Annotated in this window: 12 protein-coding genes; 1 reads left to right on the forward strand and 11 read right to left on the reverse strand. The window is 42.0% G+C overall.

From position 1 onward, the window contains the following. Positions 1 to 95 precede the first annotated feature (95 nt). From M1E09_RS19580 to M1E09_RS19610, 7 genes are all read right to left on the reverse strand, one after another. Entirely contained in the window at positions 96 to 536 is a 441-nt protein-coding gene (locus M1E09_RS19580) for a MarR family winged helix-turn-helix transcriptional regulator (protein WP_456272497.1), read from the reverse strand. 212 nt (positions 537 to 748) lie between these two features. Beyond that, positions 749 to 2,008, reverse strand: a complete 1,260-nt coding sequence (locus M1E09_RS19585; RefSeq protein ID WP_456275039.1) for a GntP family permease — start codon at positions 2,006 to 2,008, stop codon at positions 749 to 751. 1,419 nt (positions 2,009 to 3,427) lie between these two features. Continuing rightward, the gene (gene yhfH / locus M1E09_RS19590; RefSeq protein WP_456272498.1) at positions 3,428 to 3,556 is read right to left on the reverse strand and encodes a protein YhfH; all 129 of its coding nucleotides are present in this window, start codon (positions 3,554 to 3,556) and stop codon (positions 3,428 to 3,430) included. Between the two features lie 50 nt (positions 3,557 to 3,606). Further along, the gene (gene aceA, locus M1E09_RS19595) at positions 3,607 to 4,896 is read right to left on the reverse strand and encodes an isocitrate lyase (RefSeq protein ID WP_456272499.1); all 1,290 of its coding nucleotides are present in this window, start codon (positions 4,894 to 4,896) and stop codon (positions 3,607 to 3,609) included. A 294-nt stretch (positions 4,897 to 5,190) separates the two neighbouring features. Next, on the reverse strand, positions 5,191 to 7,365 hold the full coding sequence (locus M1E09_RS19600) for a malate synthase G (protein ID WP_456272500.1): 2,175 nt from the start codon (positions 7,363 to 7,365) through the stop codon (positions 5,191 to 5,193). Positions 7,366 to 8,064: 699 nt separating this feature from the next. Beyond that, on the reverse strand, positions 8,065 to 9,336 hold the full coding sequence (locus M1E09_RS19605; protein WP_456272501.1) for an MFS transporter: 1,272 nt from the start codon (positions 9,334 to 9,336) through the stop codon (positions 8,065 to 8,067). A gap of 726 nt (positions 9,337 to 10,062) precedes the next feature. Then, complete coding sequence (locus M1E09_RS19610; RefSeq protein ID WP_456272502.1) at positions 10,063 to 13,152, reverse strand: efflux RND transporter permease subunit; 3,090 nt, start codon at positions 13,150 to 13,152, stop codon at positions 10,063 to 10,065. Positions 13,153 to 13,377: 225 nt separating this feature from the next. Here M1E09_RS19610 and M1E09_RS19615 point away from each other — a divergent pair, with 225 nt between their 5' ends. Next, the gene (locus tag M1E09_RS19615) at positions 13,378 to 14,229 is read left to right on the forward strand and encodes a TetR/AcrR family transcriptional regulator (RefSeq protein WP_456272503.1); all 852 of its coding nucleotides are present in this window, start codon (positions 13,378 to 13,380) and stop codon (positions 14,227 to 14,229) included. A 444-nt stretch (positions 14,230 to 14,673) separates the two neighbouring features. Here the strand turns inward: M1E09_RS19615 and M1E09_RS19620 are convergent, their stop codons facing one another. The 4 genes from M1E09_RS19620 to M1E09_RS19635 all read right to left on the reverse strand — a co-directional run bounded on the left by M1E09_RS19620 (position 14,674) and on the right by M1E09_RS19635 (position 17,872). Then, on the reverse strand, positions 14,674 to 15,534 hold the full coding sequence (locus M1E09_RS19620) for a malate synthase (RefSeq protein ID WP_456272504.1): 861 nt from the start codon (positions 15,532 to 15,534) through the stop codon (positions 14,674 to 14,676). Positions 15,535 to 15,956: 422 nt separating this feature from the next. Then, positions 15,957 to 16,718 (reverse strand): hypothetical protein, encoded by a 762-nt coding sequence (locus tag M1E09_RS19625; RefSeq protein WP_456272505.1) that lies wholly within the window; start codon positions 16,716 to 16,718, stop codon positions 15,957 to 15,959. Further along, a complete protein-coding gene (locus M1E09_RS19630) occupies positions 16,711 to 17,427 on the reverse strand; it encodes a hypothetical protein (RefSeq protein WP_456272506.1) in 717 nt (238 codons plus the stop codon). The genes M1E09_RS19625 and M1E09_RS19630 overlap by 8 nt, the downstream gene beginning before the upstream one ends. A gap of 16 nt (positions 17,428 to 17,443) precedes the next feature. Then, positions 17,444 to 17,872 (reverse strand): hypothetical protein, encoded by a 429-nt coding sequence (locus M1E09_RS19635; RefSeq protein WP_456272507.1) that lies wholly within the window; start codon positions 17,870 to 17,872, stop codon positions 17,444 to 17,446. Positions 17,873 to 17,978 lie beyond the last annotated feature (106 nt).

Below are 17,978 nucleotides of genomic sequence, written 5' to 3' on the forward strand. Positions count from 1 at the left end.
AATTTCACTTTTTGTGGTTTTTATTCCCATTGTAAAAATGGTAAATAAAAAAGCTGCAAGAAGATGGATACGTTTCCTAACCACCGACTTGCAGCTTATTTGAGATTTCCCCGTATTTGATCAAGCATTCTCAAGCACGCCTCTAAATCTTTCTCATTTATATTCCTGGTCGCCTGAGCAATGGTCTTTTTCGCCAACTTCTCAAGTTCCGCCTTGATATCTTTGCTTCCTTCCGTCAAATGAATGCGTTTGATCCGCCTGTCCTTGTCATCTTGAACCCGGCTTACTAATTTGTTTTTAATCATATTGTCAATCAGGCGTGAAATCCCCGCCTGGTCTCTTTCAATCTTAAGTGCCAATTGATTTTGTGTCAGTCCATCTTCCTCATACAGCCGGCTGAGGACCTGCCATTGTTCATATGTAACGGAGTGATGATGGAGGCGGAAATTTTGATTCAATCTGCTGTTCATTAACCGGGAAGCCTGAAACAATTTATAGCCGATCGATTCATCCAACAGATAATCTTCTTCTCCCATACCCTTCACTCCTTCTGCTCATTAACGTCTTTTTTACTGTAACCTTGGTGCTGCAACACATATGTGCGGGGCTGTGATGTTACAAAATAATCATTTTCAACACTGTTACCAATTATTATATCATGTACTAAATGAGTCATAACTACTCAGTTTCCCCGTGAGCAACGGAGGCAAAGGGTCACTGAAACCGGACACGGCCCTCCATTCCCCGTTTATATCAATCCTACAAAAATAATCACAGAAAAGACTGCCATTACAACGGCAATTACTATTTCATAGGGCAGTGCTTTCAGTCGTTCTTTCATATCCATAAAGAGGCTCTCACGTGATATGTGGAAAAGCGGACCGTGCGGCAGGAAATCAAATCCGACAGCTCCAGCATTGATCATAGCTGCGCTTGCCAGGGCAGTGACGCCATTCTCCAGCAGCATTTCCCCAAACACATTACTGGAAATGGCAGATGCGGATGTTGCGGAAGCTGTTGCCATTGACATAAAGGCACCGGAGAAAGGCGCAATGAAAGAAACAGGTAAATGAAGCAGATTTAAACCGCTCAAAATCATATCATTTAGCGAAGAATGAACAATGATTCCTGCTAATGTCCCCGTTCCCAGGATGACAATGGCAATTCCGGACATCTTTTGAAGCCCGCTTGAAATATGAAACTTAAATTCTTTTATTTTGCCCATCATGAGCAAACCAAAGAGACCTCCGGCAGGCAATGCAACTAAAGAATCGACCTTGATACCGGCTATTGGCTGGAGCGAAAGCAGAAAGATTGTGAATAATGGCCCGGAAATCGCTCCCGCAAAGGAAGGTTCGGCTTTTTTATCTACCTTCACTTTTTCCATTTCAGTGACCTTTGAACCTTTGTGATTCAATTTTTTCGCAATAAAATATGTAACTCCCGCCCCAACGGCTGCCGGAATAATCCCCGCAGCCATAACATTCGTCAATGGCAGCGAAAACCCATCAGCGGCTGCAATCGTACTTGGGTTGGGCGATATCGCATTCCCCGCTCTCCCTCCACAAACAACAGCTATTAATATACTTAACCTCGATATTCCCGTTCGTTTGGCAATCATCAGCGCAATCGGCGCCACCGTCAAAATGGCAGCCGCAATAAACACCCCAACTGCCGTTAAAACCAAAGATGATAACGTAATCGCTAACAATGCCCTCGTCTCACCCAATTTCGAAACAATGGTGTTGGCAATCACATTGGCTGCACCGGATTCAATCAATACCCCTACTAATACTCCGGCTGCCAGTATGCGTAAAACAGCGGGAGTCAGCAGCTGTGCACCACCGATCATATAGTCTATTGTAGTCGGCAGATTAAGCCCGCCGATGATCCCCCCCGCGCAGGCACCCGCCATCATGGCATATGCCGGGTTGATCTTCCGGAAAATCAAGATGATCGTTAATGCCATTGCCAGAAGCACACCGAAGATACTAACTTGTAAATCTATCATGCCCACCGCCTTTTTATTACCTGAAAGAGGACTATTATTAGTGCCCCCAGCACTTTTAAGTCATTTGTTATTAGATATCATTTTTCAACAAATGACACTGTAATTCCTTCCTAATTATTCTTTTGCTGGTGAGACGTGATCGTGCGGATTTGAAGTCTGAGAGAAAACTATGCTTGGACAAAATGGTGCGACTGTAAAATAGTGCAAGTGCCCTGTTCATGCCAGGCGGGCTAATGTTCCAGAGAGGAAAAGGTGAGATTACATTTTTATCTGGCATCTATTTCAAAAGTTCTTTTTTAGATGGTACAAAAGCTCTTTTTATTTACCAGCTAGGCGTGACCTTTTCTGGTTAGATGGGACATATACCCTTCTTATTTACCAGCTAGGCGAGTTCTTTTCTGGTTAGATGGTACATACACCCCTTTTATTTACCAGCTAGGCGAGGCCTTTCCTGTTTAGATGGTACATAAACTCTTCTTATCTACCAGCTAGGCGAGTTCTTTTCTGGTTAGATGGTACATAAACTCTTCTTATCTACCAGCTAGGCGAGGTCTTTTCTGGTTAGATGGTACATACACCCCTTTTATTTACCAGCTAGGCGTGGCCTTTTCTGGTTAGGTGGTACATACACCCCTCTTATTTACCAGCTATGCGAGACCTTTCCTGTTTAGATGGTACATAAACCCTTATTATCTACCAGCTATGCGAGTTCTTTTCTGGTTAGATGGCACATACACCCCTCTTATCTACCAGCTAGGCGTGGCCTTTTCTGGTTAGGTGGTACATACACCCCTCTTATCTACCAGCTATGCGAGTTCTTTTTTGTTTAGCTGGTACATACACCCCTCTTATCTACCAGCTAGGCGTGGCCTTTTCTGGTTAGGTGGTACATACACCCCTCTTATTTACCAGCTATGCGAGACCTTTCCTGTTTAGATGGTACATAAACCCTTATTATCTACCAGCTAGGCGAGTTCTTTTCTGGTTAGATGGCACATACACCCCTCTTATCTACCAGCTAGGCGTGGCCTTTTCTGGTTAGGTGGTACATACACCCCTCTTATTTACCAGCTAGGCGAGGCCTTTCCTGTTTAGATGGTACATAAACTCTTCTTATCTACCAGCTAGGCGCCGCCTTTTCTGGTTAGGTAGTACATAAACCCTCCTTATCTACCAGCTAGGCGAGTTCTTTTCTGGTTAGATGGTATATACAACCTTCTTATCTACCAGCTAGGCGCCGCCTTTTCTGGTTAGGTAGTACATAAACCCTCCTTATCTACCAGCTATGCGAGTTCTTTTCTGTTTAGTTGGTCAACAAAACTCGCTTAACTCCTGACCAGAAACTTTACACTTTCTCATCTAATAAAAAACGCCGCCAAGCTATCTGGCAGCGCTGCTATTTTTAAAAGTGCCCTCTTAAATGTGATCCGCATTCCTTAAGCATTTTTCACATTGGTTGAAATAAGCGAATTGGCTGTTATCAATGGTTTTTCCGCAATCTGAACATTCCTTTGAACCTTTTTTTGCAGTTTTCAGTTCCTTCATTCCCAATCCCTCCAATCTGTTTTGATTTCATCATCGCTCTATCTAATGATTTAGTTTTGAAATTGAGCTGTCTCCGTTGAGCCTTTCAAAGCGGTTGTAGAGGACGTGCCCCCGGTAATGACTTGTGTGACTTCGTCAAAATACCCCGTTCCAACCTCGCGCTGATGTCTGGTTGCTGTGTATCCGTTTTTCTCAGCTGCAAACTCTGCTTGCTGCAGCTCAGAATAGGCGCCCATTCCGCGGATTTTATATCCGCGCGCAAGTTCAAACATTCCATAATTGAGTGCGTGGAAGCCGGCAAGGGTAACGAATTGGAATTTGTAGCCCATTTTACTGAGTTCGACTTGGAAGGTTTCAATGGTGTCCTTATCGAGATTTGCTTCCCAGTTAAAAGAAGGTGAACAGTTATAAGCCAGCAGCTTCCCTGGGAATTTTTCATGAATGGCATCTGCAAATTTTTTGGCTTCCTCCAGGCAAGGTTTTGATGTTTCACACCAGATTAAGTCGGCGTATGGAGCATAAGCGAGTCCGCGTGCAATGGCTTGCCCAATGCCGGCTTTCGTGCGATAGAAGCCTTCTTGTGTTCTTTCGCCTGTGATAAACGCCGCATCCGCCGGATCGATATCACTTGTAATTAAATCGGCGGCATCTGCATCTGTACGGGCAACCAATACGGTTGGCACACCGGATACATCTGCGGCAAGCCGGGCCGAAATTAGATTTTTAACAGCTGTTTGTGTTGGCAGTAATACTTTTCCTCCTAAATGTCCGCATTTTTTCTCTGATGCCAATTGATCTTCAAAGTGAACCCCCGACGCTCCTGCTTCAATCATGCTTTTCATCAATTCAAATACATTTAATTGACCGCCAAACCCTGCTTCCGCATCGGCTACAATCGGCGCGAAATAATCGATATCCCCTTCGCCCTCCATGTGTTGAATTTGGTCAGCCCGCATTAAAGAATTATTAATGCGTTTCACCACCTGCGGAACAGAGTTGACTGGATATAAGCTTTGGTCCGGGTACATTTGCCCCGCTACGTTGGCATCAGCAGCTACTTGCCAGCCACTCAGATAAATGGCTTTCAGCCCGGCTTTTACTTGCTGGACGGCCTGCCCGCCTGTCAAGGCACCCAGGGCGTTAACAAAGGGTTCTTCATGAATCAATTTCCATAGTTTTTCAGACCCTTTTTGAGCTAATGTATGCTCAACTTTTAGAGATCCCCGCAGCCGCAATACGTCTTCAGGTGAATAAGGACGCTCAATCCCCTTCCATCTCTGGTTCAATTCCCAGTCTTCTCTTATTGCCTTCGCCTCATTGTGCACCGCTTTGTTATTCATTCTCCCTGCCTCCTAATCACACTGTACTAATACAGTTATTATTTAATTTATTTTATTATATAACAACAATTTATGTTATACAACAGTTATTTTTAAAAAAATTCAGAATACTCCTTTCGCCTATTAAAGGTAAAAAATCCTCTGAAATTAGATGTTTTAAAGGATAATAAACACCAAATATTGTTATATAACAGTCGACAAGGACCGGTTCCGTTTCTATTTTGTTTAGCAAGATAAAATAAAAAGTTGCACCCTCAATAAAATGAAGGTACAACTTTTTTAAAAATCCTAATTTCACTTCATCAATTTTCCCGCATTGGCTTTCGCCTCCAGCCTCCTGCGGTGTAAGATCGGCTCTGTATATCCATTGGGCTGCTGGTATCCTTTAAAGATTAATTCCTTAGCCGCTTGAAAAGCCACCGATTGTTCGAAATCGGGAGCCATTGGTTGATAATGCGGATCTCCTTCATTTTGTTTATCCACAATTCTGGCCATGCGCTCCAATGTCTCCCTTACTTGCTTTTCAGTGCAGACACCATGGTGTAACCAGTTTGCCGCATGTTGACTTGAGATACGGAGAGTCGCCCGATCTTCCATGAGTCCTACGTTATTGATATCCGGCACTTTTGAACAGCCGATCCCTTGGTTCACCCAGCGTACAACATACCCCAGGATACCTTGAATGTTATTATCCAGCTCTTGTTGTATTTCCTCATTTGACCATGATGGTTTCTCTACGACTGGTATCTTCAACATCTCATCAAGATTATGATGCGTATCCTGCGCTAATCCTTCTTGAATTTGTGCAACATCCACTCCATGATAATGAAGGGCATGCAAGGTTGCTGCGGTTGGAGATGGAACCCATGCCGTATTGGCTCCTGCTTCCAGGTGTCCGATTTTTTGTTTCAGCATTTCCGCCATAAGATCCGGCATCGCCCACATTCCTTTTCCAATTTGAGCCCTGCCTTTAAAGCCTGCTGCCAGTCCTGAAACTACATTGGCACGTTCATATGCCTGCAGCCACTGGGTTTTCTTCATGTCATTTTTACGGCACATAGCCCCCGCTTCCATGGACGTATGAATTTCATCACCTGTCCGGTCCAGGAACCCTGTGTTGATGAACACAATACGATTCTTCACTTCATTTATACAATTTTTTATATTCAAGGATGTTCGCCTTTCTTCATCCATGACTCCAATTTTTAGTGTATATCGTTCCAGTCCCAGCATATCTTCAATCCGATTGAAGAGTTTATTGGCAAATGCCACTTCTTTTGATCCGTGCATTTTTGGCTTCACAATATAAACTGATCCTTTGGTTGAATTTTTAAAGCCGCCTCCATGAAGAAGTTCATGCTTGGCTATTAAACTAGTGATTACACCATCTAAAATACCCTCAAATATTTCGTCTCCTTTTTGATCCAATACAGCATTTGTGGTCATTAAATGGCCGACATTCCTCACTAAAAGAAGCGACCGTCCACGCAAAGAAAAAGCGCTTCCCGTTAGAGAAGTATACGTCCGGTCCTCATGTAGAGAACGAGTAACCGTGTCGTTCCCTTTTTTAAAGGTTGTTGTTAAGCTTCCCGTCAGCAATCCAAGCCAATTCCGGTAAACCTCCACCTTATCATCTGCATCTACTGCGGCAACGGAGTCTTCACAATCCATAATTGTGGTTAGGGCAGACTCCATGATGATATCTTTGACGCCTGCTTTATCTGTTCTTCCAATGGAATGTTCGCGATCAAGTTGAATTTCAAAATGAAGGTTGTTATTTTTTATCAAAAGTACGCTCGGATCTTCAGGAATTCCGTTATACCCAGCAAATTTTAGAGGGTCCATCAATTCAACTATTTTTCCATCCTCCAGATGGGCTTTCAGTTTGTTTGCAACAAGACGGTAATGAATCACTTCTTTATGCGACCCCTCTGTGAGACGAACCGTGTCATCAAGAAATTGCTTGGCGAATTCGATGACTCTTTCTCCCCGCTTTGGATTGTAAGATGCCCCCCGTTCACAGCCGTCCTCTTCTGGAATAGCGTCTGTTCCATAGAGCGCATCGTACAGGCTGCCCCACCTTGCATTCGCAGCATTAAGCGCATAGCGGGCATTATTCACCGGAACGACCAATTGAGGTCCTGCTTGCATAGCGATCTCATCATCAACATTTGTCGTTGTAATGACGAAATCATCTGCTTCATCTTCTATATAATTTATTTTCTTTAAAAATGATTGATACTTCTGTGGATCAAATTCGTTATTTTCCTGGTGCCACTTATTCAAACGCTTTTGTATCTCATCGCGCTCTTCTAAAAGAGCTTTATTCTCAGGAGTAAGCTCCTTTACAAGTTCCTCAAACTTAGCCCAAAAATTCTGGACTCCTGATCCTGGCAATACTTCTGAGTTGATAAAATCATAGAATACGTCGGCGATTTTTAAATCACCACAAACAACATAACCTTCCATCCCATTTCCTCCTTTATTCTATAAAACCACTACTGTACTAATACAGAATTATAAATATTTATAATTATTATATAACAGAAAAGAATTCCAGACAATAATTTCTTGTTTTTCAAGGGAGGTTTGTGAATGGGAAGGGATGATGGCGTAAGAAGAGAAGGGGATTGGGGACTTGATAACTTTACTGGGATCAGGGCTTGATTAGGGTTCGAGTTGCTTAAAATATCAAACTCGAACCCCAATTAGGCCTTGAACAGGGCATGACTTGCTGAAAATTTCAAACTCACACCCCGATCACACCTTGAACAGGGCATGACTTACTTAAAATATCAAACTCACACCCCGATCACACCTTGAACAGGGCATGACTTACTTAAAATATCAAACTCGCACCTCGATTACGCCTTGAACTGGGCATGACTTACTTAAAATATCAAACTCGCACCTCGATTACGCCATGAACTGGGCATGACTTGCTGAAAATATCAAACTCGTACCTCATTCAGGCCTTGAACAGGGTACGAGTTGCTTAAAAAATCAAACTCACACCTCGATCACCCCTTGAACAGGGCATGACTTACTGAAAATATCAAACTCGAACCCCGTTCAGGTCTTGAATAGAGTACAAGATTCTAAAGTATCCAAACTCGTCCCCAGTTGCACCTTCGCCCGCCCTTTGTCTCGTTTAATCAATACATGACATCAATTTTCAATTTGCCTCTCCCGTTTGACTTCACGTCCTGTCTCCTGGCGGTTTTCTTTAATAATGAGCACCCCGATTAATCCAAACACAGAGAACAGCACCGGAGTGAAGAAACCGTAGTAATATCCGTCAGCCAGACTGCCTGATGTTGACTGAAAATAATCCAATATATAACCGAAAATGCCCGGCAGCAGGACCGCACTTAAGAAGCCGCCTGTATTGGCAAAACCGGTGACAACGCCGGATTCTTTTACAGGAAAAGTTTGGCGGACCACCGTAAAGGTTAAGGAATTCGATCCAAAGCCAAAACCTATGATAAAGAAAAGGATGCATACCAAGTAAAAAGGCGGATGCTCGGTAAATAAGAGAAAAGCAGACCAGCAAGCCAGAACCAGGATATGAAAAGATACATATGTGCGTTTAATTGTTTCCAGATAACTTGTCATCCACCCAATCAGGGGTGCACCAATAAGTGCTCCAATGAGACTGACCATAATGAGCTGACTTGCATCCAAGCGTGAGATTCCATACACTTCTATCACATAGGGGACTGCCCACGAACCAATAAATCCTATATATCCCCCGACAATCCCGAAGTGACAGAAGAATAATCCCCATGCCTGCCGATCCGAAAATATTCTCCGGAGTAATACGGAGGTTTTTTCATGTTTTACTGTCCTTTTCGAAATGAAAGGTTGTTTTGATTTTTTCAAAAGAATAAAGAAAAGAATTGTACTGCACAAGCATAAAAGCAGTCCCGCTGAAAGAAATGCCCCTCTCCAGCCAAGCAGGACGATCAAAACCGAGAATGGAAACGTGGCCATCAGAAAGCCAAGGCTCCCGGTCATCCCCGCAAAGCCGATCAATCGCTTGAATTCCTTCTCGTTAAACCACAGGCTCAGTATCAACACCATGCTCACCCAGATGGTCGCATCCCCTACGCCCGTCAGGATTCTAGCAAAGAACAGGACAAACTCATGGGTGCCCAGACTATAAATGATCGTCCCAATACCTGTAAGTGCGGCTCCCGAAATCAGAAAAACATTCGGCCCATAACGATCAACCAAGATACCCATCGGGATTTGCAAGCCGGTATATACAAAGAATTGGATGCTTGTCACTAATCCAATCGTTGAGGCCGTCACACTAAAATCCTCCATCAAACTGTCTGTGATCAATCCCGGGGCGGTCCGCTGGCTCGACATTACTAAGTAAGTGAACAATACGGAAGCAAATATAACCCATCTCAATTTACTATTTTGTTTGTCCAATTATATCTACTCCTGTTCGCTTTTACTCCTATGTATATGGGTTTTCCGGAACAGTAGAAACATGTTCATTTCAATTTATGGGGCAGGAACAAATAGACAAAGGTATGCAGCAGATTAGAACTTTACGGGAATGAGGCGCTTGTCGTTTCTTTTTTAAAAATGGCTTTTGGGGGATTTTCCTATGATTCGGACTATCCCTGATTCCAATACAAGCTTTGTGTCCGAATTCACCTCTCATTCGGACTCTCCCTGCTTCCAACACAGGCTTTGTGTCCGAATTCACCCCTGATTCGGACTATCCCTGATTCCAATACAAGCTTTGTGTCCGAATTCACCCCTCATTCGGACTCTCCCTGCTTCCAACACAGGCTTTGTGTCCGAATTCACCTCTCATTCGGACTCTCCCTGCTTCCAACACAGGCTTTGTGTCCGAATTCACCCCTGATTCGGACTCTCCCTGCTTCCAACACAGGCTTTGTGTCCGAATTCACCCCTCATTCGGACTCTCCCTGCTTCCAACACAGGCTTTGTGTCCGAATTCACCCCTCATTCGGACTCTCCCTGCTTCGAACACAAGCTTTGTGTCCGAATTCACCTCTCATTCGGACTCCCACTGCTTTAAACACAGGCTTTGTGTCCGAATATCTCCCCAATCGAAACCATCTCCTTACCAGAAGAATAAACCCCCCTCGATCAAAGACCGAGGGGGTTCATCAATTACTATTTTTAATTCTCTTCTATTTCTTTACGGTTTTTCTTCAACATCTTAGAGAGCACCTCATATACAATCGGCACAATCACTAAGGTTAAGAGCGTTGATGATGTCAGACCGCCAATTACGGTAATGGCCAATCCTTTTGAGATAAGGGCAGATCCTGCTCCGCCTAACACCATTGGGGACATAGCGCCAATCGTAGCAATTGCCGTCATCAGGATTGGACGAAGCCTTGTCGTTCCTGCTTCTACAATCGCATCACGCAGCGACATTCCATCGCGTTCCATATGGATGATACGGTCCACTAGTACAATGGCGTTTGTCACGACGATACCAATTAACATCAACAGACCCATCATGACCGATACGGAGATGGTCTCACCGGCGATCCATAGTCCAACAAAGGAACCGATCACAGCAAATGGCAATGAGAACAAGATTGCGAATGGCGCCAATCCTTCACCGAAGGTTACAACCAAGATGAAGTAAACAATCAGGATGGCCGCAAGCATTGCGATTCCCAGTTGTGTAAATGTTTCCTGCATATCGGCAGCGACACCGGCTACTCCGATTTCTACAGTATCCGGCAGGTCAAGCTCATCAATTTTTTCATCAGCTTGAGCTGTTGCGGTAGATACGTCGTCTGTCGTTACAGTACCTGAGACAGTTGCATAATATTCACCTTCACTGCGGGAAAGTGTGTTATATGTCGTACCCTCTTCTGTCGTTACCAGCTCGGATAGCGGCATAGTCGTACCAGTGGCAGTAGGAATTTCTGTTTCCAGGAGTTCCTCGATGGATGCTGCGTCCGTTTTCTCTTCTCTCTGGACGATCACATCGATTTCTTCACCGTCATTTTCCACTGTCGTCAGTACTTCTTCAGATCCTGAAGCGGTTAAGGCACCTACAATTTGTCCTGTTGTCAGTCCATATTGCATTATCTCTTCGTGATCCACATTCAGTACATGCTCAACATATGGGTTTTCCATGTCAGATTCCACATCTTCGAGATTTTCAACATCTTTCAAAGCGTCTTCTATCTCGTTAACAGCGGTATTTAGATCCTCTAAATCTTCACTGTATAATGTGTAGCTGACTTCATTAGAGGCGAGTCCTCCTCCGCCCATCATGTCTTGAGATTTCCATTCACCAGATTGGCCAATGTTAAAGACATACTCTTCAACTTCCTCTTTTACTTCAGAGAAGTTTTCCGTATCATCTTCAAAGAATAGATACATCAGGGCACCATTTCTTCCTCCCATCATGACTGAGGAAGCATCTGTACTGTTACTGTTGTTGAACGATAACTGAACCGTCTTCAGATCTTCACGCTTCATTAATTCCTGTTCAACTTCTTCAAGGTTTTCAAGCGTTTCTTCTTCAAGTTCACCTGTAGCTGGTGTGTACGTTAAATAGATCGTTTTTTCCTCTTCAGATCCCATAAAACTGAAACCAATGAGAGGAGTTAAGGCTAATGAACCAGCCAGCAGCAAGACCGCAATGACTGATGTGATGATTTTGTGGTTCAGTGCTTTTACCAGTACACCTTTATACCAGTTTGCAAGTCTGCCAACCTCTTCATGCTTCACTTCTTTTTTCTCTCCGTATAATGACTTACGGAATAAGAAATGAGACAGCGCTGGAACGATTGTAATCGCCACTAAGAGTGATGCACCAAGGGCAAATGCCATTGTTAAGGCAAATGGCCTGAACAACTCACCAACCATCCCGCCGACAAACATAAGCGGTGCAAAAACCGCAACCGTTACGAGTGTTGAAGATAAGATTGGCTTAAACATTTCAATTGTTGCTTCACGGATCAATGCACGGCCGCGAAGTTTCTCTTCCTGTAAGTGCATCCTTCTGTATATATTCTCCACTACAACGATCGAGTCATCGATAACACGGCCGATCGCAACCGTAATCGCACCCAATGTCATGATATTCAACGTTATATCAAGCCAGTTCAACAGCAGGAATGCCATGAAGATCGAAACTGGAATGGATATAATGGAAATGATCGTTGATTTGAAGTCACGAAGGAATAACAGAATGATGATGACTGCGAACAAGCCGCCGAACAATGCTTTTTCCACCATTGTGAAAACAGAGTCTTCAATCGGTTCTGCCTGGTCCAGAGTGATATCAATGACCAAACCGTCAATTTCCTCTTCTTGCTGGGCTACTACATCTTTCACAGCATTCACAACATCGACTGTGTTAGCCTGCTGCCCCTTAGTTATTTGGACAGCAATCGCTTCTTCACCGTTTGTACGGGAAATCGATTGGACCTTCCCAACCGTTTCAATTGTCGCAATATCCCCTAATCTAACAAACGGACTTGGATTTGCCTCTGATGGTGTGACAGGAATCATCAGCTCCTTCAGTTGATCTACGGTTTTAATATCACCATCAATCGCAAGAGCCTCTTCACCGTCTTCAAATTCCTGCAGACCTAAAGACAGGGCCATATCACTAGCCTGAACCATTTGTTTGACAGTATCTTCGGTTAACCCTAAAGATGCCATCTTCTCTTGATCATAAGTGAATTCTACTTCCTCCAGATGCTGACCGGTAATCGTTGTGGATCCGACTCCATCAATTTTTGAGATTTCCGGTAAAATTGTATCTTCAACCGTTGCTGAAAGATCAACGATATCCCCTTCCGTACTGCTGACGGATAACGCCACAACCGGCATCATGTTCATGCTGAGTGCCATGATGGATGGCTCTTGGGCACCTTCCGGCAATGAGATATTATCAATGGCTGATTCCAGCTCACGTTTCTTCTCATCCATATCGACGCCATATTCATATTCGATTTGCACCTGTGAGACGTTCGCTGAAGAATTCGAATAAACAGCCTTAACATCTTCAAGGCCATCAATCGTCCGCTCCATAGGCATGGATATTTCGTCCATGACTTGTTCAGCAGTTGCACCTGGATAAACGTCCATAACGATCAAATACGGAATGGATACATCCGGTATACTTTCCATTTTCATTTGTGTACCAGAATACAAGCCCGATACGGTAATGATAATTGTCAATAACCATACAGCCAGTTTATTTTTCAAGACAAAATTAACTAAACTTTTCAACTAAAGACACCTTCCTCTTCTCCTTTGAATAAGGTTGACAGCTTTGATATAATATGAATGACCAGTTAGTCAGAGCCTTATTTTCAATAAAACCAATATAACTGACCAACCAGTCATACGTCAATATGTTTGTTTCTTTTATCACCGTTATTTACGAATAGCCGTTAACAAAAGTTTCACATTTGGTATAATATAAGTTCGAACTTGGGATTCCGGAGGGATTTTATGAATGAAAAAGAAATGCAGATAATAGAAGTAGGAATGAGACTTTTTGCCAGCAAGGGGTTTTCAACAACCTCCGTCCAAGAGATTGCAACGGAAAGCGGAATATCAAAAGGCGCTTTTTACTTACACTTCAAATCAAAAGATGATCTACTATTAGGCATTTTACATTATCATTTCGACATGATCAGCAAAACAATCAGCGAAGAAACAAAGGATATACAAGATCCCCGGGAAAAATTAATACGGGAACAAATAGCGGTATATTCACATTTCATCACCCACCGCGACCTTCTCGTCATGCTGGCCAAAGAGCAGGCAATACCAAGAAATGATACGATAAAGCAGCTGATATTTGAGAAACAAATGGAAACACACCAAAATTACCGGAAGAGCATCATCGAGATTTATGGTCCCGAAATCGAGCCTTTCTCTTGGGATATAACGCTCATCCTTGAAGGAATCATCAAATCTTATATGGGCATATTATTGTTTTCCACAGATAAATTTGACCTGAGAAGCTTAACAGAGTATATGCTGAACAGGCTCGACAGCATTGTCAAAGACATTCACAAAGACAAGCCCTTCTTTACAAAAGAAAAGGCCGAAACCGTTTTATCCAATCTCTTATTCTCTGACCAGCCGTCATTGTCCACCATAATGAAAAACCTGGAAGAAGAAATTGACAAGCTGGGCGCAGATGAACTGACGGTTACCTTCCAAGTTCTAAAGGAGGAAGTTGAAAAGGAAAAACCAAGAGGGCCGGTCATTCATGGAATGCTGTCTAATTTCTCCGGATATCCAACTCTTAATTCATATCGGGAATTTATCTCGCAGCATTTTTCGGAAAAGTGATATGGCAACAATATAAATAAAAGGGATAAGGCTGAGCCTTGTCCCTTTTATTTGATTCAATTCTTATCATATTTAATTTATCTATATTATTGAAAGGTTTAGGCAGACTCATGTTCCCTCCATTGCCTACTTACTCCTTTCTTACATGTACTTCTACAATAAGGGAAGAGATTTCTCTTATTTCGCTTTAAAAACATGAAAATTGGGTTAATGAGCATGGTTAACGGAAAATTCTTCCCTTATTTACCCCTCTCCAGCTAAATTCTGAAGTTTAACAGAAAAATTTTCCCTTATTTAAGTATCCTTCCTTTGGTGACCTACTCAATCAATGAAATTTAATATGTGAATTACGAATTCATAGTAAAAAGCAGTCCGTTTTGAACTGCTTTTTCTAGTTTTGCACTCCAAAACTGAACTACTAATTCAAATAAGCGGTAGCCTTTTTTATGATGAAGCTCGCATTAATGCGCCATTAGGCTTTGGCAGATCCTGCTCTACTATTTGATTCATTTTACAAAAGTGATCAAGAAATTGCTGTGCCAGTTCCCGTTCCTCTGGGTCACTTTTCAAAGAAACTATTTCACGTAAAACTTGAGCCATCCATAAATTATTAAAATAACGGTACTTCCCCGTATTCCATGTCATTTTATCAGGTGATTTTTCATTTACATAATAGTTCCAGAAAAGCATCTGATCCGATTCTTGTTCTGTTAGCTGCAGCCTGTATTCTGAATGAGCAGGGATCGATCCATCTTCACAAAGCTTACCGATAAAACCATCTTTCACCATGAAGACACCTAAGATCCGTCTGTCTTGTTCAAGCTTACTGGAATCTACTTCTGTCAACAGAATAGCGCTGTTTTGGTGCAAGCGGATGGGTTTGTTCGGTTTCCCCTTGTTAGCACCACTTTTTATTACACCAGAAGAGACCTTCCACTCTGAAAAGGCACTGCTCTGTTCTTCTGTGTCACACCAGGAAACCATTTGGGATTCGGGATGAAGTTTATGATTTTTCATGAGTTTTTCATGTCCCATGCGAAGCTCCTGATATCTTCGTTGCCGTTCTTTCTCTTCTTCCTTCTTCATTTCTTCCTCTTTTTGTTCCATTTCCTTCTCTTGAATAATTTTTTCAAGTGAATCTGCAGCACTTTTATCATGTATTTTCAGATGCTCTCCAAATACATCAGGGTAAACAAACTTTTTATTTTCCGATGCGAAATGTATTTCAATGACCGTATCGTTATGTTTAACGATACTCCCCATTCCAAACCGCTTATGTGTCACTTTCTTATCGATTAAATTCAATATACTAGTCCTCCTTGTATAATAACTCGGGTACTATCATCTTAAAAGCTCACAAAACTGTTTGAATTTCACTTCGATTTTAATAAGATCTTTAATTAAACGTTCGATTAAAAAACAACTTGTAGAAAATTATAACATTTATATGGAAAAATTACAAATTTTTCTTGACAACATATTTTAAAGCGCGGTAAAATGTAGTTTTGTTCAAATTGTTTATGCTTAACACACCTCTGAATATGTTGGTTTTTTCCTTGCAAAACAAATAAAGAAATGGTCCAGATGTATCTGTGGACCGAAAAATTATACATTGCTAAAAATCGGAAAGGTTGTTGTAACGGGCTAGTAAGATTCATTCTGATACAGCAATGCCCTCGGTCAAATTCATCCTCGTATGTTATCCGTATGGTCGCTGCTCCTACTGCTTACTCAACACTTCTTTCAATCTCATCTTCGTTTAAAATCATCAGATAATCTAGTTCGATCTCACCGTTAGAATATCCACTGCCGTTTACAGAGTTTCTCGGAAACGTCTCTCTGTTTCCCTGCTCGTATGGAACCCATCCATAAGATATCAGTTGATCTGCTGACATTTGATTAAAAAAAGAATCCATTGGCGATTGGTTTACTGATTGTGTTTCATTTACAGATTTTACGAAGGCTGCCCACTCTGCAGGGATTTTCAGTACGCCAAATTTGTTTTCTTCCAGTAAAACAGTGTCATTCATTTGCACCCTTGGATGGTAGGTCTCTTTCACTCCATCTGTAATGGTGTATCCTCTTTCTCTTATCATATAAAAACTTAGTTGTTTCAATTTATCTTCAGGGTGTATATTCCAAACAATATGGTAAGTGGAGGGATTCTTTTTATTCACCTTCCAAATCCGAGGCTCTCCTGTCGTTTCCACATACTCCAAATCCCACTTAAATTTATTCCACACCCAGAAACTTTTCCCGTAGCTATCTCTATTGGATCTATAAGGGACATACATATGTTTTTCAGTGATATTAAAAACTCCTTGAATTTGACCTGCATTCGCTTCTGGAAATGTTTGATTAATCTCCTTGATTAACTGCTTCTCTGACGGGAATGACGCCGGGACCAAGAAATAAGAAAGATAGATAAAGAGCAAAAATAACACAATAATGATTCCACCTAATATATACAACATCTTTTTCTTATTCACTCTGCTTCCCCTCCTTAACAATGGAGGTTTTGACACGAAAGTAAAATTGATTTTCGGCTGTGGAAATTAATATTCCTTTTCCGTCATTCTCTATGTAAATCATACTTTTTACCCCGCTGCCCCATTTCGGCTTCATATCCATAAGCAGATACGGAAACCGTTCGTTCTGCTTATTTGAGTCCGTATTTATATAAGTCTCCTCATACCACTCTTCACTCATAATCTTATCCTTTTCAAAGTGATTCAGTTGGCTTCTCATCACTTCTTTATTGAGTGACCTGTCGTCTGCAGATGGATGTATTGGTATAAGGTAAGCATTACTTACATTTGAGATATATGTTAATGGTTTTTCAGGATAGAAAGCATTGTGAATTGGCATTGAGATGAAAGTGGAGATCAAGAAGATGAAGTTAGCCCAGAATCCTAACCATGCAAAACGGTGATACGTTTCCCATCTTCCCTCTTTTCTTTTTAAAACACCATACATAATCCATACACCTAAAGGTAAAATGGATAGTCGAATCACCATACCAAACATAGGCCAATTAATTGAAAAAGAAAAAAGACCTACCACAATGACAAGAGCAATCTTCCACACCCTCGGTTTAGCCTCTTGTTTTCTATAAAAACTATATGCAATATATCCAACTGTCCCCCATGCTAAAAATCCAGTGACAAATCCGATGATACTAAAATCGATATTCCACATACCAGAAACTCCTTACTTACTGTTTAATTGGCAGTATGTCTCTTAATTCGCTGGCCGCCTTCTTGGTTGTCATATAAACCTCACCCTCACCAACGATATACGACAATCTGCTTTGCTCTCCCTCTTCTCCCAACCACAAATGAATGGCGTGAGGAGGAAAATCCTCTCCATAACTTACAACCAGGTCATAATCAGGCTTATCACTTGTGTCACCACTATTGCTTTTTTCCGCTGTCCTGATGGCATTCTCGACTGCCTTTATCCCCTCGTTATCTTCAATCTTTAGGAAAACCTCCTCATTTATGTCTCCGGCTCCATTTGACTCTGACACCGTTACCTCCAGTACTTTCTCGTCTAATAAAACCATCATTTCCCCTTGTTTCATTTGACAGCCTACAAGGAATAACACACTCATAAAGAATAGTAGTATATACATTAGCTTCATTCCCGATTGCCCCAATCTCTTGATATCATATATAAAACAGCAGGCTAATTATAACATCTTCCTGTTGATTTTTTGTTAAAATTTTCAAATAACCTCACGCAACTTA

The sequence above is a fragment of the Bacillus sp. AK031 genome (genome assembly GCF_053903065.1).

Bases quoted from the DNA above. Each gene is read 5' to 3' on its own strand.
- M1E09_RS19635 (WP_456272507.1), bottom strand. From the start codon at position 17,872: ATGAAGCTAATGTATATACTACTATTCTTTATGAGTGTGTTATTCCTT.
- M1E09_RS19580 (WP_456272497.1), bottom strand. From the start codon at position 536: ATGGGAGAAGAAGATTATCTGTTGGATGAATCGATCGGCTATAAATTG.
- yhfH (WP_456272498.1), bottom strand. From the start codon at position 3,556: ATGAAGGAACTGAAAACTGCAAAAAAAGGTTCAAAGGAATGTTCAGAT.
- M1E09_RS19630 (WP_456272506.1), bottom strand. From the start codon at position 17,427: ATGTGGAATATCGATTTTAGTATCATCGGATTTGTCACTGGATTTTTA.
- aceA (WP_456272499.1), bottom strand. From the start codon at position 4,896: ATGAATAACAAAGCGGTGCACAATGAGGCGAAGGCAATAAGAGAAGAC.
- M1E09_RS19615 (WP_456272503.1), top strand. From the start codon at position 13,378: ATGAATGAAAAAGAAATGCAGATAATAGAAGTAGGAATGAGACTTTTT.
- M1E09_RS19600 (WP_456272500.1), bottom strand. From the start codon at position 7,365: ATGGAAGGTTATGTTGTTTGTGGTGATTTAAAAATCGCCGACGTATTC.